Origin of the sequence: Acetobacter fabarum (genome assembly GCF_022483405.1) — a bacterium.
In the GTDB taxonomy this organism is placed as follows: Bacteria; Pseudomonadota; Alphaproteobacteria; order Acetobacterales; family Acetobacteraceae; genus Acetobacter; species Acetobacter fabarum.
The window spans coordinates 1,349,867-1,363,164 of record NZ_JAKVNI010000001.1 but is presented as its reverse complement, the minus strand read 5'-3'; the positions used below and the strand labels follow the sequence as shown (position 1 = coordinate 1,363,164).

14 protein-coding genes are annotated in these 13,298 nt (G+C 60.1%); 6 read left to right on the top strand and 8 right to left on the bottom strand.

What is annotated here, in order from left to right:
• Window positions 1-35: 35 nt before the first annotated feature.
• Genes LKE65_RS06495 through LKE65_RS06475 form a run of 5 tightly spaced genes read right to left on the bottom strand, consistent with a single transcriptional unit; the run spans window position 36 to window position 4,705 of the window.
• Window positions 36-1,496, bottom strand: a complete 1,461-nt coding sequence (locus LKE65_RS06495) for a nucleobase:cation symporter-2 family protein (protein WP_278740775.1) — start codon at window positions 1,494-1,496, stop codon at window positions 36-38.
• A gap of 3 nt (window positions 1,497-1,499) precedes the next feature.
• On the bottom strand, window positions 1,500-1,832 hold the full coding sequence (gene uraH, locus LKE65_RS06490; RefSeq protein WP_278740774.1) for a hydroxyisourate hydrolase: 333 nt from the start codon (window positions 1,830-1,832) through the stop codon (window positions 1,500-1,502).
• Complete coding sequence (uraD, locus tag LKE65_RS06485) at window positions 1,829-2,347, bottom strand: 2-oxo-4-hydroxy-4-carboxy-5-ureidoimidazoline decarboxylase (RefSeq protein ID WP_278741785.1); 519 nt, start codon at window positions 2,345-2,347, stop codon at window positions 1,829-1,831. The genes uraH and uraD overlap by 4 nt, the downstream gene beginning before the upstream one ends.
• Window positions 2,348-2,358: 11 nt before the next feature.
• Window positions 2,359-3,255 carry an allantoinase PuuE gene (puuE, locus tag LKE65_RS06480; RefSeq protein WP_278740773.1) on the bottom strand — a complete coding sequence of 299 codons (897 nt, stop codon included), beginning with the start codon at window positions 3,253-3,255 and terminating at the stop codon, window positions 2,359-2,361.
• A gap of 28 nt (window positions 3,256-3,283) precedes the next feature.
• Window positions 3,284-4,705, bottom strand: a complete 1,422-nt coding sequence (locus tag LKE65_RS06475) for an NAD(P)-binding domain-containing protein (RefSeq protein ID WP_086646673.1) — start codon at window positions 4,703-4,705, stop codon at window positions 3,284-3,286.
• Between the two features lie 151 nt (window positions 4,706-4,856).
• Here LKE65_RS06475 and LKE65_RS06470 point away from each other — a divergent pair, with 151 nt between their 5' ends.
• Together LKE65_RS06470 and guaD are read left to right on the top strand one after the other, a co-directional pair.
• Window positions 4,857-5,759, top strand: a complete 903-nt coding sequence (locus tag LKE65_RS06470; protein ID WP_086646586.1) for a LysR family transcriptional regulator — start codon at window positions 4,857-4,859, stop codon at window positions 5,757-5,759.
• A 21-nt stretch (window positions 5,760-5,780) separates the two neighbouring features.
• The gene (guaD, locus tag LKE65_RS06465) at window positions 5,781-7,130 is read left to right on the top strand and encodes a guanine deaminase (protein WP_278740772.1); all 1,350 of its coding nucleotides are present in this window, start codon (window positions 5,781-5,783) and stop codon (window positions 7,128-7,130) included.
• On the opposite strand, the gene LKE65_RS06460 is transcribed toward guaD, so the two are convergent.
• A complete protein-coding gene (locus LKE65_RS06460) occupies window positions 7,127-8,719 on the bottom strand; it encodes a gamma-glutamyltransferase family protein (RefSeq protein WP_278740771.1) in 1,593 nt (530 codons plus the stop codon). The genes guaD and LKE65_RS06460 overlap by 4 nt on opposite strands.
• Window positions 8,720-8,940: 221 nt before the next feature.
• Here LKE65_RS06460 and LKE65_RS06455 point away from each other — a divergent pair, with 221 nt between their 5' ends.
• Complete coding sequence (locus LKE65_RS06455; protein ID WP_278740770.1) at window positions 8,941-9,537, top strand: nucleoside 2-deoxyribosyltransferase; 597 nt, start codon at window positions 8,941-8,943, stop codon at window positions 9,535-9,537.
• Between the two features lie 13 nt (window positions 9,538-9,550).
• Here the strand turns inward: LKE65_RS06455 and LKE65_RS06450 are convergent, their stop codons facing one another.
• The gene (locus tag LKE65_RS06450) at window positions 9,551-9,937 is read right to left on the bottom strand and encodes a hypothetical protein (RefSeq protein WP_095349327.1); all 387 of its coding nucleotides are present in this window, start codon (window positions 9,935-9,937) and stop codon (window positions 9,551-9,553) included.
• A 162-nt stretch (window positions 9,938-10,099) separates the two neighbouring features.
• Here LKE65_RS06450 and LKE65_RS06445 point away from each other — a divergent pair, with 162 nt between their 5' ends.
• Window positions 10,100-10,888: an META domain-containing protein gene (locus LKE65_RS06445; protein WP_278740769.1), complete on the top strand. Its 789-nt coding sequence runs from the start codon at window positions 10,100-10,102 to the stop codon at window positions 10,886-10,888.
• A 305-nt stretch (window positions 10,889-11,193) separates the two neighbouring features.
• A complete protein-coding gene (locus LKE65_RS06440; RefSeq protein ID WP_086646581.1) occupies window positions 11,194-11,886 on the top strand; it encodes a hypothetical protein in 693 nt (230 codons plus the stop codon).
• A gap of 83 nt (window positions 11,887-11,969) precedes the next feature.
• Here the strand turns inward: LKE65_RS06440 and LKE65_RS06435 are convergent, their stop codons facing one another.
• Window positions 11,970-12,365, bottom strand: a complete 396-nt coding sequence (locus LKE65_RS06435; protein ID WP_179290108.1) for a hypothetical protein — start codon at window positions 12,363-12,365, stop codon at window positions 11,970-11,972.
• Between the two features lie 254 nt (window positions 12,366-12,619).
• On the opposite strand from LKE65_RS06435, the gene LKE65_RS06430 reads away from it, so the two are divergent.
• Window positions 12,620-13,294 carry a YoaK family protein gene (locus tag LKE65_RS06430; protein WP_086646670.1) on the top strand — a complete coding sequence of 225 codons (675 nt, stop codon included), beginning with the start codon at window positions 12,620-12,622 and terminating at the stop codon, window positions 13,292-13,294.
• Window positions 13,295-13,298 lie beyond the last annotated feature (4 nt).

Sequence of the window (13,298 nt, the reverse complement as noted above, 5' to 3'; positions counted from 1 at the left end):
GCGCATCTGGCACAGAGTATGCGAAACGCCGATGCTTACTCGGTCTGGGCGCGGCCAGCCTGCCCAAGGGCTGCCTGAGGTTTGTCCTGCGCGCCCACAACGTTCCAGACCGGGGTTTCGAGTATAACCGTATCCTGTTCCACCGTTTGCTCGGAGGAACACAGATTGCCAAAGTTGAACACCAGATGCAGCACAATGGCAGACAGGGCACCCAATGTAATACCGCTGCCAAAAATAACCTGCATCCATGCGGGAAAATGGTCAGCAATATGGGGCTGTGCTGTTGCCAGCATGCTCAGCCCGATGCTGGTGCCCACAATAACCGTGTTGTTCAGATTATCAAAATCCACTTTGACAAGAGTCTGAATCCCCACCACAGCCACGGCGGCAAACATAGCCAGTGCGGCCCCACCCAGTACCGGCAGGGGCACACTGGCAATAATGGCGGCAAGCTTGGGCAGGCAGCCAAGCCCCATCATGATAAACGCCGCCGCCACCACAACCCAGCGGCTGGTCACCCGTGTAAGCCGCACAAGGCCCACGTTCTCGGCTATGCAGGTGTAGGGGAAGGAGTTCAGCACCCCACCAATTATGGTTGCCAGACCATCCGCACGGATCGCCCGCGTGATGTCGGCTGAGGAAATATCCTTTTTAACAATGGAGCCCGTTGCAAACACATCCCCCGTAGTTTCCAGCATGGTAATGATCATGACCACCAGCATGGACAGCACCGGCACCACATGGAAGGTAGGCATGCCAAAGTAAAAAGGCTGCGCAACGGTCACCCACGGAGCAGACAGCACGCCATCAAAACTGGCATCGCCCAGAAACCACGCGGTTAACGTGCCAGCCACCAGCCCGAACAGAACGGCAATGCTGGCCACAAACCCCTTGAACATACGCTGGATGAACAGGATGGAAACCAGCGTACCCAGACCATACGCCACATTGCGCATGTTAACCGGGTTTTGCATGACCCCCGTGCCCTGCCCGTTAACAATATCATTCGCGGCCACCGGCAGCAGGGCCAACCCGATAACCAGAATGACAGACCCCGTGACCACAGGCGGGAAAAACCTGACCAGCCTGCCAAACCACGGTGCCGCCAGAAAGGTAAAGATCCCCCCAGCAATGACCGCACCAAAAATCTGGGGCAGCCCCTGCACGCCCCCACCCGCGGCCACGCCAATGGCGATCATGGGGGTAACGGCCACAAAGGTTACCCCCTGCAACAGCGGGAGCTTGACCCCGATATAACGCCCAAGCCCTGCGGACTGGATGAAGGAGGCAATGCCACAGGTAAACAGATCCGCCTCGATCAGATGCTCAAGTGCGGCACGGGGCAGACCCATGGCCCCCGCCAGCAGAACAGGCACAATAACGGCGGCCGCATAGAATGTGAGCACATGTTGCAGGCCATAGAAGCCAAGCTTCCAGACCGGGAGCATCTGGTCCACGGGGTGGACGGTCTGTGGCGTGTTGCTGGCAGGTTGCATGGCTTAACTCCCCCTGTAAGTCGAATAGGCGTATGGGGCGACCAGCAGGGGCACATGGGCATGCCCGCTGCCGCCAAGACCAAAGCAGATTGGCACAATATCCAGGAACGGCGGGTCCGACAGCGGTGTGCCCTGCTGGCGGAAATAGGCCGCGACCTCAAACTCCAGGCAGTAGGCACCGGCTTCCAGCTCAAGCGCTTTCAGCTCCGGGCAGCGGCCATCGGCATCGGTCTGCCCTGCAAACAGAACGCCTGTGGCCCCACTCAGGCGCAACGCCACCCCCACCGCCGGACGGCCGGAAACCGTGTTGAGAACATGGGTTGAAAGAGAGCTCATGCCACCACCTTATCGTGCAGACGTAATGCGGCTATTGCGTCAATCTGGCTCAGGGCCTCGGCCAGTTCGGCTTGGGGCGTGCTGGCAAGCCGCTGCTCCATGGCCTGTGCAATAACCTGTTTGGCATGCCCGCCCACCTTGCGCACACAAATAACAAACGGCATGCCGAACTTGTGTGTGTACGCATCATTCAGGGCACGAAAATGCGTGTATTCCTCTGGCGTTAGCCGGTCCAGCCCTGCCCCGCCCTGTTCCTGTGCAGAGTCTGCGGTCAACCCCGGGTCAACCCCCAGACGGTGCCCAAGCTCGGGGTGGACACGCACAAGCGCATACTGTGCCGCCTCGGGCGCGGCACGCATGGCGGTGGAAAACGCCGCACACATGCCGCCAAGGTCTGCAAACGGGCGGTTTTTGGCTGCCTGCGCCGCAACCCATGGGGAATGTTCATACACACTCCCAAACGCCTCCACAAAAGCGGCATCGGGCATGGCGTTAACCTGCGCCAGAGTGAGCATGGCGGGGGCGGTCATGCCGGGTGCACCTTCTGCCAGTGGCGGGCAATGTCGGCCCGGGTTGCCACCCATACATCGGCATGGGCCGCCACGTGCTCCAGAAAGCGGGCAACAGCCAGTGCCCGTGCGGGCTTGCCTGCCAGACGGCAGTGCAGGCCAACGGACATCATGCGCCCCCCTTCCTGATAGAGCATGTCAAACGTGTCGCGCAGGTAACGGAAGAACTGCTCGCCCTCGGTAAAGCCGTTCAGGGCGGCAAACTTCATGTCATTCACATCCAGCGTGTACGGCACAATCAGTTGGGGTTTGCCGTAGCGCCGGTCGTAATAGGGCAGGTCATCGGCGTAGGAATCCGCATCATACAAAAAGCAGCCTTCCTCCACGACCAGACGGGCGGTATTGGGGCTGGTGCGGCCCTGATACCAGCCCAGCGGCGGAGCACCCGTAACCTGCGTGTGCAGGGCTATGGCCTCGCGCATATGGGCGCGCTCCACATCCTCTGGCACGTTCTGGTAATCTATCCAGCGCAGGCCGTGGGTTGCAATTTCCCACCCGCTGGCCTGCATGGCGGCAACGGCTGCGGGGTTGCGGGCCAGCGCCATGGCAACACCAAAAACCGTAACGGGCAGGCCCGCTTTTGCAAACAGGCGGTAAAGCCGCCAGAAGCCGGCACGACTGCCGTATTCATACAGGCTTTCCATCTGCATACAGCGCGCACCGACAATGGAAGACGTGCCCACCATTTCGGACAAAAATGCCTCGGACCCGCGATCATTGTGGAGGACGCAGTTTTCCGCACCCTCTTCGTAGTTGATCACAAACTGCACGGCTATACGCGCGCCACCGGGCCAGTGTGCATCGGGCGGGGTGGCGCCATAGCCGATCATGTCACGCGGGTAAGTCTGGTTCATTTTTATCCCGTTTTACGCTTGGTTTTTTTCAGGCCTGCTCTGGCGGCGGGTCAAAGCTGGTCAGTTCATCCACGTTATAATCCAGAAGGCTTTGCAGGTGCAGGGCTCCGTCCTCCACAAACAGGCTGCGGCCTATGCAGTTGGTCAGTTTTTCCACCCCGAAGCGCATCCCGCTAATGGTTGCCCCGGCAAGCCCCATGCTGGGCATGGCGGAGAACGTAAAGTTGTAGATGCACTGCATCATGGGGGCGAGCGGGTCATTGGCTTCCAGCGGCTGGAACTGGAAGGCGTTGCTCAGGTAAGGGTGGCTGCCCAGCAGGGCGCTCTGCTCATCTGCGGGGGCTTCAAACCGGTCTTTCCACAGGGCAACGCGGCTGGCGATACGCCCCAGTTCGGGCCGCTTGGTCAGGTCGATAATAAAGCCTGTGCCAATGATCAGGAAGTCGAACTCCATCTCGCCTTTTGGGGTGGTTACGACCACGGCCCCGTTTTCCTCCCGCACGGCGGTCCAGGGGGTGCCGGGGTGGTAGGCAAAGTTGGGGTGCTTGCGGCAACGCCAGAACGTATCCTGCGGGGGCGGCTGGTTCAGGTCATAAATCTTGTACATAAAGCGCCAGCGCAGCAGGTCCGGCAGATCGGCCAGATAGCTGAGGAAGCCTGCGTTTTCCATCCAGCGGTAGGGGTTCACCGTGGGGATCTGCTTGCGGCGCAGGCACAGGTCCACGCTGGCAGCGCCATGTTCCAGCACGGTTGCCGCGTTATCAAACGCCGAGGCACCAGCCCCCAGCACACCAATGCGCTTGCCGCGCAGGGCTTCAAAATCAATCTGTTCACAGGTATGGGCATAGCGGCTTTTGGGCAGCCCCTCGCGGATAAAGTCGGGGACATGCCACGCCCCACCGCCTTCTATGCCGGTCGCCAGAACCACACGGCGCGCCCAGACCACATGCTCGGCCCCACCCGCGCCGGTAAAGGTCAGCCTGAGCAGGCCGTCTTCCCATGCAATGTCGGCCAGACGGTGTTCGTTTTTAACCGGCAGGTCCAGCACATCACGCAGCCAGAGCAAATAATCCTGCCAGTCGTGACGGGAGATTTTATCCAGATCACGCCAGGCCTGTTCGCCGTATTTTGCCTCAAACCAGGATTGGGGGGTCAGGCTGGGAATACCAAGGTCCGGCCCGGTCACGTGCTTGGGCGTGCGCAGGGTGATCATGCGCGCAAAAGTAACCCACGGCCCTTCTTCCCCCTCGGGAGCCATATCAAAAATACAGGTGTTGGCCACGCCGCGCCGCCGCAGGCCAAAGCATGTGGCAAGCCCGCCCTGCCCGCCGCCAATAATGGCCACGTCCAGCACATCCCGTCCGTTGTGCTGATGGGGAACGCACCAGTTACCCGAGGCAAACTCGATTTTGGCAAGATCGTCCCGAACACGTTTGTTTAGCTGTTCCATACCCATTTATCAGTCCACATTATGCAGATCGGGAATCCTGCGTGGTTCCTGATCGCGCCAAATAAAATCAGACTTACTGTTTCACACACGTATCGTTCTTGTATATGACTTAATTCAGCATGGTGCGTTCGCAAAAAGAGAGCAAAAGCTGATGCCCGTTTTTTCCCGCTTCCTGCGGTATTTCATGGCCGTAGCCCAGCATGGCTCTATTAGAAAAGCTTCGGACGAGCTGCATATTGCCGCATCCGCCATAGACCGGCAGGTGTTGCAGGGCGAAAAAATTCTGGGCACCCAGCTCTTTGAGCGCCTGCCATCGGGGCTGCGGCTGACCACGGCGGGGGAACTGCTCCTAACCTCCTGCCGCCGCTGGTCCCGCGACCTGAACGCCCTGCAAACCCAGCTGGATAACCTTAAAGGCCTGCGGCAGGGGAGCACGGATATTCTTATCCCCGATGCGCTGACCAAGGGTTTTCTGCCCACCCTTCTGGGCAAGCTGCGCCAGACACATCCGGGCATTATGGTGAGCGTGCATGTACGCAAAAGCCACGATATGGGGGAACTGCTGGTTAAGGGGCATGCCGACTTCGCGCTCATGTTCAACCCCGGCCACATGCGCGAATTAACAGTACGCACCCACAAGGAAATACCACTGGGCTTTGTCTGCCTGCCCTCGCACGAGATCGCGGAAATGACCGAAGCCCGCTTCAGCCTTGCGGCGGAATACCCCATGATCATCCCGGCCCCTCCGCTGGCCCTGTGGCGCCCCATTGGGGTGCTGGAGGCGGAAACGGGGGTCAAGGTCGCAACCGTGGCCAAGGCCGACAATATCCAGATGATCAAATCCATGGTGCTGGAAGGCGCGGGGGTGGGGATTCTAAGCTATCTGGATGCGTATGATGAGGTGCAGAAAGGCCAACTGGCCTTTACCCCCATTACCAACCGCAAGCTCCCCCCGCTAACACTGGCCCTGTGCGTAGACCGCTCGCGCCAGCTTTCCACCGCCGCGCGGTTTATTATTACCGAAATTGAAAACTTTTTTGCCGAACAGTTCTAACGGCCCGAAAGCACGCCCCCAATGCCCCACACCCCGGACCGCCACGCCATAAGAGGCAGTTACGTTACCTTTTGCGCCAACCCCTTTACCACGCCCGATGCACTGGTGCTGGAAGAGGACGGGCTGATTATTATGGAACACGGGCGCATTACACAATGCGGCCCCTACGCCACCCTGTCCCCCCTACTGGGAGACAACACCCCCCTGACCCACTACCCCGATTGCCTGATCAGCGCGGGTTTTATAGATGCCCATGTGCATTACCCCCAGATTTCGGCCATTGCCTCCTGGGGCGAGCAGCTTCTGCCGTGGCTGGAACAGTATATTTTCCCCACCGAGGCAGAGTTTGCCAATGTGGATGTCGCCCGGCGGACGGCAAGGCTGTTTTTGTCCGAGCTGCTGCGTAACGGCACCACAACGGCCGCGGTGTACTGCACGGTGCACCCCCAGTCGGTCGATGCGTTTTTTGAGGAATCCGCCCGCCTTGGCACCCGCATGATCGCGGGCAAGGTGCTGATGGACCGCAACTGCCCCCCCAACCTGCAGGACACCGCCCAGAGCGGGTACGACCAGTCCGCCGCCCTTATTGCGCGCTGGCATGGCAGGGACCGCCAGCTTTATGCCGTAACCCCACGCTTTGCCATAACCAGCACGCCAGAACAGCTTGAACTGGCAGGCACGTTATTCCAGCACACGCCGGGGCTGTACATGCAGACCCATCTGGCCGAAAATCTGGACGAAATAGCCGCCGTGCGCAGCCTGTTCCCCAACCGCTCCTCCTATCTGGATGTGTACGCAAAAGCAGGGCTGGATGGACCACGCGCCATATTTGGCCATGCCATTCACATGGCTGAGCATGACTTTGCCCACTGCCACCAGTCAGGCTGTACGCTGGCCCATTGCCCAACCTCCAACCTGTTCCTCGGGAGTGGCGCATTTGCCCTGTTTGACGCGCTCAAACCCACCCGCCCGGTGCACGTGGCACTGGGAACAGACGTTGGGGCAGGCACATCACTCTCGCTACTGGCCACAATGGGGGAAGCCTACAAGGTATCACTCATGGCGGGGGATACCCGGCTTTCCGCAGCACAGGCACTCTGGCTGGCCACGGCGGGGGCTGCACGCGCCCTGCACCTGCACGACCATATTGGCCTGATAGCCCCGGGTATGGAGGCCGACCTCTGTGTTATGGACCCCGCCGCCACCCCGCTTATGGCCCAGCGGAGTGCCCGCTGCACCAGTCTGGCCGAGCGCCTGTTTACCTTAATGGTTCTGGGCGATGACCGGGCCATACGCGCCACATGGGCCAATGGCCGGCTGGTGCATACACGGGCAGAAACGCAGGCGGATGCAGCGGTGCATACGGGCTAGTAAGCCCCCACGCACCCATCGCTCCGGGGGTCTGCCGCCCCTTCAAACAGGCCGCTGGCATGGCGCACCACGGCCCCGGCATGGCCCATCATGCTGGTAAAGGGAGCCACGCGCTCCACCTCGTGCCCCGCCTGCTCCAGCCGGGCGATAACGCCCGCATCAAACCGGCTCTCCATTTTAAGCGAATGGCTGTGGCTGCCCCATGTGCGCCCCAGCAGCCAGCGTGGCGCGGTAATGGCTTGCTGCAAGGGCACGCCAAACATGGCGTAGCGCGTAAACAGGGCCGCCTGCGTTTGCGGCTGCCCTTCGCCCCCCATGGTGCCATAAACCATAACCCGTCCATCATCAAACCGGGCCAGCGCGGGGTTAAGGGTGTGGAACGGCTTGCGGCCGGGCACAAAGGCATTCCATGCTCCTTCCTCCAGCAGGAAGGACGCGCCACGGTTCTGCCAGAGCAACCCGGTCTGGGGCAGGAACACACCGGAGCCAAATTCAAAATACAGGCTCTGGATCATGCTGACCGCCACCCCGTGGGAATCCACGGCCCCCATCCAGGTTGTGTCCCCCATCTGGGCCGGTGCGGGCCAGGGCATGGCGCGGTATGGGTCTATGCTGGCTGCCATGGCGTTAAAGCGGGCCGTATCATCCAGAAAACCCTGTGCGTCCTCGCTCATCCAGCGCGGGTCGCCCACATGCGCATTCCGAAACAGGAAGGCATGTTTGGTAGCCTCGACCAGTGCATGCACATAGGCAAAGCCATCCACCTCCTGCACGTTGAGTTTTTCAAACAGTTTGAGAATGGCGAGCGAGGCCACACCCTGAGTCGGCGGGGGAGCGTTATAAACCTGCGCGCCCGCCACACGGGCATGCAGGGGGGCTGGGGTTGCCACTGCGTGGTGGGCAAAGTCCTGCGCGCGCAGGGGGCTGCCGGCGTGGGTCAGGTCTGCCAGCAGCTTGCGGCCAACATCGCCAGTGTAAAAACTGCCCAGCCCGTGGCGCACCAGACTTTGCAGGGTTTCGGCCAGTGCCGGGTTTTTGCGTATATCCCCCGCCTGCGGCAAGCGCCCCTGTGGGGCATAGGCTGCGGCAAAGGCAGCATTGCCCAGTAGCTCGGCCTGTTTTTCCGCCAGCAGGGAGGCTTCACTCGTGGTCAGGGCGTAACCGTTCCGGGCGTACCAGATGGCATCTTCCAGCACGGCGTCCAGCGGCAGGGCGGGCTGGAGTGCCGCACTACGCTCAAGTGCTGCCTGCCAGCCCGAAACCGTGCCCGCCATGGTATTGGCCGCCATGCCCCCCCGCCAGGGTACGCTGGTATGGCCTGCGGCCGTGTAGTCCTGCGCACTGGCATGCAGGGCGGCGGCACCGCAGGCTTCCAGCACCTCGGTCCGGCCATCGGGGTAGGAGATCAGCCAGAACGCATCCCCCCCCATGCCGGTCATGTGCGGGTAAACCGCGCACAGGGTTGCGGCCATGGCGGTAACCGCCTCCAGCGCCGTGCCGCCTTTTTTAAGAATAGCCAGACCGCTCTGGCTGGCCAGATGATGCGGGGATGTGACCATCCCCCGGGTGGACTGAAAACTATGCAGCATGGTCTGGGCGGCTCCCGCTCTGGTATGGCCAGTATTGCACGCAGGATACCGCGCTTTTGCGCCATGCCCCATAAACAAAAAAAGCACACCCCCATTGCCGGAGTGCGAGAGCCACCCGGCACTGGCCGCCCAAGCACCCCCTTGGGCACCTTTACGCCTGACAGCACACACAAAATCTGACAACCATGCCACTTTGCCCACCACCAGCAGGACCCAACGCCATGCCCCACAACCATGCAGGCACCCGGCCAGACCAGAGCACCACACCAGAACCGGCCGTGTACTTGGCCGGGCCGGGCGTTTTTGCGCTGGATGCCCGCGCACAGGGGGCACAACTGGTGGCGGCCTGCACGCGCGCGGGCCTGCGCGGCCTATACCCGCTGGATGCCGCACTCGACCCAAAAGCTCATGCTGGCCCCGCAGCCCTTGCCGCAGCCATAGCCCGCGCCAATATGGGCCTGATCCGCCAGAGCCGGGCTGTTATTGCCGATCTTTCCCCCTTCCGTGGCCCCAATGTGGATGATGGCACTGCGTTTGAAATAGGCTATGCCCACGCGCTCGGCCTGCCGGTTTTTGGCTATGCCAGCACCACCACCCCCATGGCCACCTACCCCGAACGCGTATTGGCCAGTGGGGAGAGCATGAGCACGGTCACGCTGGACAACCGCACAACACTGGTGGATGCCCACAACATGACGGTGGAGGATTTTGGCTTACCGGTGAACCTGATGATTGCAACGGTTCTGGCCGATTCCGGCACTGTTTTTTCCTCCGCCCAAGGGGCGATCATGGCTGCGGCGGCCCATCTGCTTACATGAATATGGAGGCAGGTCAGCCCGCGCCATCAGCGGGTAAGGCTGCTTCACACCGGACGTAGGAATCCTTGTCCCTGAAAAGGAACAGCACATAATAATCAAGTGCCCGCCCACGCCTGCGCGTGGTGTGGGTGTAGAATGGATACACATCCTGCACCGCCCCATACCCCGCAGGCAGCGGGTCTGACGCCATAATCGTATTCACACGGAACAGCGGCACATAAACATGCACCGGGCCGGGGTTGCGGCGCACATGCCACAACTGCCGGCGGAACTTGCGCAGGCGGTCTGGCAGAATGAACACCATATTTTCTTCAATAAACCGTTCATCCGGCTGGGGGCTGCGCAGGTAGCGCGCATCGTCCGGCATGTCGCAAAAGTAATTGTAACCCTGAATAATCATACCCTGCTTTTAATCCCCCTATGCCCGGCAGAACAGGCCCGCCCTGCACCTTAATACCTCCAACTCCCACCTGCTCCACACGCCATGGGCAAGAAAGCCGTTGTGCCCACGCGCCAAAGGGCCATACTGCTTACGGTCCGCAATAGAATGAGGAGCCATGCCATGGCCCTGCCGCGTATTCGTTCCCTTCTGGCGTCCTGCGCCTTAACCCTTGCGGCGGGCTGTGCAACGCAACCACAGCCGCTGAACACACCCGGCACAGACAACGGCGTGTATGAAGCCCGTGGGAACGAGCCATTCTGGAACTTCAGCATGGCAGCAGGCACACTGGCCCTGAGCACCCCCGATGGCCCCCGCCTGACCCGCATGATCACCCGGACCTATACCCGTGGCGACACCCGCCATTACGAGGCCCCCGATCTGGCCGTAACCATAAGCCCCACTCCCTGCCAGGACAGCATGAGCGGGCAGATGTTCACACAAAGCGTGCGCATTACCACCAAGGAGCAGACCCTTAACGGCTGCGGCGGCAACATTGTGCCCCCCACGCAACTGAACGCCACACGCTGGGTTGCCACACAGCTTGATGGCCATACACTGCACAACGGCAATGTTCTGCCCGATGCGCATGACAGCGCCACGGACGAGAACCCCGACCCGGCGGCAGACATGTTTACCCCTACGCTGGATATTAACGACAGCGGCAAGGTATCCGGGTCAGATGGCTGCAACCGTTATGCCGGTGGCCTTGTTTTTGGCCATGATGGCAAGGTGAGCCAGTCGCCACAGGCGGGCATGAGCACGCTCATGGCCTGCCCGGGCGCGCATGGCCGTGTTTCTGCCCTGTTTTTGGACCTGTTGCACACCGTGCAGTCCTGGAGCATGAAAGATGGAACCCTTGTGCTCCACACGCAGGATGGAAAAACCATGCGCCTGCGCCAGACCTTTTAACGCTACCGTGGCATAAGGCCGGTATGGGCCGGCTTTATGCTGCCCTTGGGCGGGCATGCGTAAAATTCACACAAACAGCCCGCAAAACCACACAACGAAACGAGTCCGTCTTTTTTATTGTGCTCCCAAACACCGGTTTGAGACCGCCACTAAAACAATTTTTAACCAGAAATTTACCTTTTTTGTGCAAAAGAGCGTGAGTGTATTTTAAGCATAAGCCACTCCAGAGGATTCAGAAACACGCCATGCCAGCCCGCGTTTTTAAAACCCTATCTATTTCATCCCCCCGTCTTTAAAGCACGATCATGCCCAACAGCCAGCTTTCCGGGCCTTACATTCTTACCAAAGCCAAATTTTACGATAAGTTTGTGGAATTAACCCACGACCATAGCCAGAAATTCCGCACAATCATTCATAGCATCAGTCAGGAAGAGCTGCTGGCCATTACCCTGCGCGCATTCAAAGGGGCGCAGTTGCGGGTTTCCAGTATTCTCAGCGTCGCAAAACGCTTTGCCGACCTGAACGGCACCATCCCGTTTGAAGTCAGTGCCAATCTTTATAAAAACTTTCTCAAGGCAACAGCACGCGATACCGGTATTTATACAAAAATTACTTTTGCGGAATATCTGTATTACTCAATTCACTACGAACAGTGCAAAGAAACCTATAACGCTGAAACGCTTATTCCCACCATTTACAACCCCACCCAGCCACTTGGGCGGGTGCTGGGTGGGCATATTGCGTTAGAAATTGTGTTGCTGAACATCTGCCAGGCCAATGCTCGACGCCTGAGCGAGACGGAATGGCTGGACACAAACCCGGATATGGATTGCCATACCCAGATCATGCACATCCTGCTCCGCCACCAGTTGTTGACCTTTGAAGATGTGCAGGAAGAGTTTGAGCGCATTATGCTCTACGTGACCGCATTTGTGCTCGATACCGTGCGCACGCTCTCCTCCCGCCGGACCCCGCCTGCCCCCAAACCGGAAGCATGATGCAGGCAGGGCGGGGCAAAAGCCCCCTTTAGCGCAGACCTTCCACCGGCTTCAAACCAAAGGGGGCAGGCCGTCAGGCCCGGTTACAGGTGTTCTTCCCCCTGCGGGCTTGCTGGCTGCTGCGGCTGGGCAGAACCGGGCTGGGCATTGGAAGGAGCCGTTGTGCTACCCGGAGCGGTGGAGTGTTCCACATCATAGGCGGTGGCTTTCTGCTCGTATGTGCCTTTTGCGCCGGGATGTTCCTGATCGTACAGCTTGGCCTTGTTCCTGGCTTCCTTACGGTATTCATGCCTGCGGTACATGCCCGTGACACAACCGGCCGTGGCCCCCAGTACGGCATGGTTGGCCAGATGCCCACCAACCGCACCTGCGGCACCATATTTAAGGCACCCGCCCGGTTCGGCCTGTACAACGGTTGTGCCCACTGTTGCGGCCATAAGGCCGGCCAGTCCCAGTGTCATCACGCGGTGCAGTCTCATACGCTTGTCTCTTTTCCGTTCCCAAACCAGCCCTGCTTTTCAGGGCCTGCGTTATGCATGCCTGTATCTGGTGGCAGCATTATGGTTTTTAAAGACCCGATTTTTCCATCAGGTGCCCGGCGGCCATCCCCACAGCCCAGTATAAACCCACTCTGTCTGGCATGGCTCCTCCTGCCCGGCAGCGTTTGCAGCCTTCTGCCCTGTGGGGCACAATACGCTCCCATCTTTTGCCTGAACGCACAGCAAGCCCCAACATGCCAGACGCCCCTGCCACCCCTGTAGCCGTATCCGCCCGCCGTATTCTGGTGCTTGGCATTCTGGCCGGGCACGTAGATGCGCTCAGCTTTGCTCATCTGGGCGGCCTGTTTGCCTCGGCCATGACCGGCAACACCACACATCTTTCCGCAGCACTGGCCCATGCCAACTGGCACTACGCCGTGCTGCTGGGCTGCGTGCTGGCCATTTTTTTTGGTGCGGGCTTTCTGGCAAGCCTTGCCCGCCTGCGGTGGGGAGCCACCAATGGCATTGCACTCATGGTGCTTTTACTGCTGGTGGTGCAGGCTGCCCAATTTGGGGCACATGCCCGGCTGGTCGAGCTTGTGTTGCTCCCCGCCCTTATGGCGGTTCAGGGCGAGAGCATTGCCCGTTTTTCCGGCAATGCAATCCAGACCGTGGTTATCACCAGCAACATGCTCAAATGTGCCTCGGCACTGGCCAGTGCCGTAGCCCTACGCTGCGGGGCCAGCACGGGGCCAGCATTGCCTGCGGGGGCTATTCTGCTCCCCGGTCTGTCATGGGTTGGTTTTGCCGGTGGGGCCATGCTTGGTGCGTTAGCCCTGCTGTGGCAGGCTCCCCTGCCCTTTTTATGGCCCCTGCCATGGCTTGCCATTCTGTATATTGACATCACCCCCGCAAGACCGGGAAACTAAGGCG

Bases quoted from the DNA above. Each gene is read 5' to 3' on its own strand.
- LKE65_RS06495 (WP_278740775.1), bottom strand. From the start codon at position 1,496: ATGCAACCTGCCAGCAACACGCCACAGACCGTCCACCCCGTGGACCAG.
- uraH (WP_278740774.1), bottom strand. From the start codon at position 1,832: ATGAGCTCTCTTTCAACCCATGTTCTCAACACGGTTTCCGGCCGTCCG.
- uraD (WP_278741785.1), bottom strand. From the start codon at position 2,347: ATGCTCACTCTGGCGCAGGTTAACGCCATGCCCGATGCCGCTTTTGTG.
- puuE (WP_278740773.1), bottom strand. From the start codon at position 3,255: ATGAACCAGACTTACCCGCGTGACATGATCGGCTATGGCGCCACCCCG.
- LKE65_RS06475 (WP_086646673.1), bottom strand. From the start codon at position 4,705: ATGGAACAGCTAAACAAACGTGTTCGGGACGATCTTGCCAAAATCGAG.
- LKE65_RS06470 (WP_086646586.1), top strand. From the start codon at position 4,857: ATGCCCGTTTTTTCCCGCTTCCTGCGGTATTTCATGGCCGTAGCCCAG.
- guaD (WP_278740772.1), top strand. From the start codon at position 5,781: ATGCCCCACACCCCGGACCGCCACGCCATAAGAGGCAGTTACGTTACC.
- LKE65_RS06460 (WP_278740771.1), bottom strand. From the start codon at position 8,719: ATGCTGCATAGTTTTCAGTCCACCCGGGGGATGGTCACATCCCCGCAT.
- LKE65_RS06455 (WP_278740770.1), top strand. From the start codon at position 8,941: ATGCCCCACAACCATGCAGGCACCCGGCCAGACCAGAGCACCACACCA.
- LKE65_RS06450 (WP_095349327.1), bottom strand. From the start codon at position 9,937: ATGATTATTCAGGGTTACAATTACTTTTGCGACATGCCGGACGATGCG.
- LKE65_RS06445 (WP_278740769.1), top strand. From the start codon at position 10,100: ATGGCCCTGCCGCGTATTCGTTCCCTTCTGGCGTCCTGCGCCTTAACC.
- LKE65_RS06440 (WP_086646581.1), top strand. From the start codon at position 11,194: ATGCCCAACAGCCAGCTTTCCGGGCCTTACATTCTTACCAAAGCCAAA.
- LKE65_RS06435 (WP_179290108.1), bottom strand. From the start codon at position 12,365: ATGAGACTGCACCGCGTGATGACACTGGGACTGGCCGGCCTTATGGCC.
- LKE65_RS06430 (WP_086646670.1), top strand. From the start codon at position 12,620: ATGCCAGACGCCCCTGCCACCCCTGTAGCCGTATCCGCCCGCCGTATT.